Consider the following 646-nt stretch of genomic DNA (forward strand, 5'->3'; position numbering starts at 1 on the left):
CGTCGGCCCCGCACCCGCGGGGATGGTTCCTGTCGACGTATGCGGAGATGGCCGCCCGGACGGTCGGCCCCGCACCCGCGGGGATGGTTCCTCACCTGGCAGCACGACGAAGGACGTACGGCCGTCGGCCCCGCACCCGCGGGGATGGTTCCAGCACTTCGACGACTTCACCCCCGACGCCTGGGTCGGCCCCGCACCCGCGGGGATGGTTCCGACCAGCCCGCGCTCGTCCTGACGGTGGGCAAGTCGGCCCCGCACCCGCGGGGATGGTTCGACGCCGCCATGGTCGAGCAGCTGCTCGCGCCGGTCGGCCCCGCACCCGCGGGGATGGTTCACGGCCGGAGCGCACCGGGCGCGGCGGGCGGCCTGTCGGCCCCGCACCCGCGGGGATGGTTCCTGCTGGTGCGGCCGCGCCGAGGACCACCGCCAGTCGGCCCCGCACCCGCGGGGATGGTTCCCAGCCGCGCCCCGACACGGGCCGCGCGGAGCCGTCGGCCCCGCACCCGCGGGGATGGTTCGATCTGGCGGACGCTGCGGCCGTCCGGCGAGGAGTCGGCCCCGCACCCGCGGGGATGGTTCCGCCGCCGAGAGCCTCGCCAACGTCTACAGGGTGTCGGCCCCGCACCCGCGGGGATGGTTCCTGGAA

1 CRISPR repeat array is annotated in these 646 nt (G+C 76.6%).

The features are described 5' to 3' along the window. Positions 1–62: 62 nt before the first annotated feature. Positions 63–640: a CRISPR direct-repeat array (repeat unit 28 nt; unit sequence GTCGGCCCCGCACCCGCGGGGATGGTTC). Positions 641–646 lie beyond the last annotated feature (6 nt).

It is taken from the genome of Actinomadura rifamycini DSM 43936 (assembly GCF_000425065.1).
Classification (GTDB): Bacteria; Actinomycetota; Actinomycetes; order Streptosporangiales; family Streptosporangiaceae; genus Spirillospora; species Spirillospora rifamycini.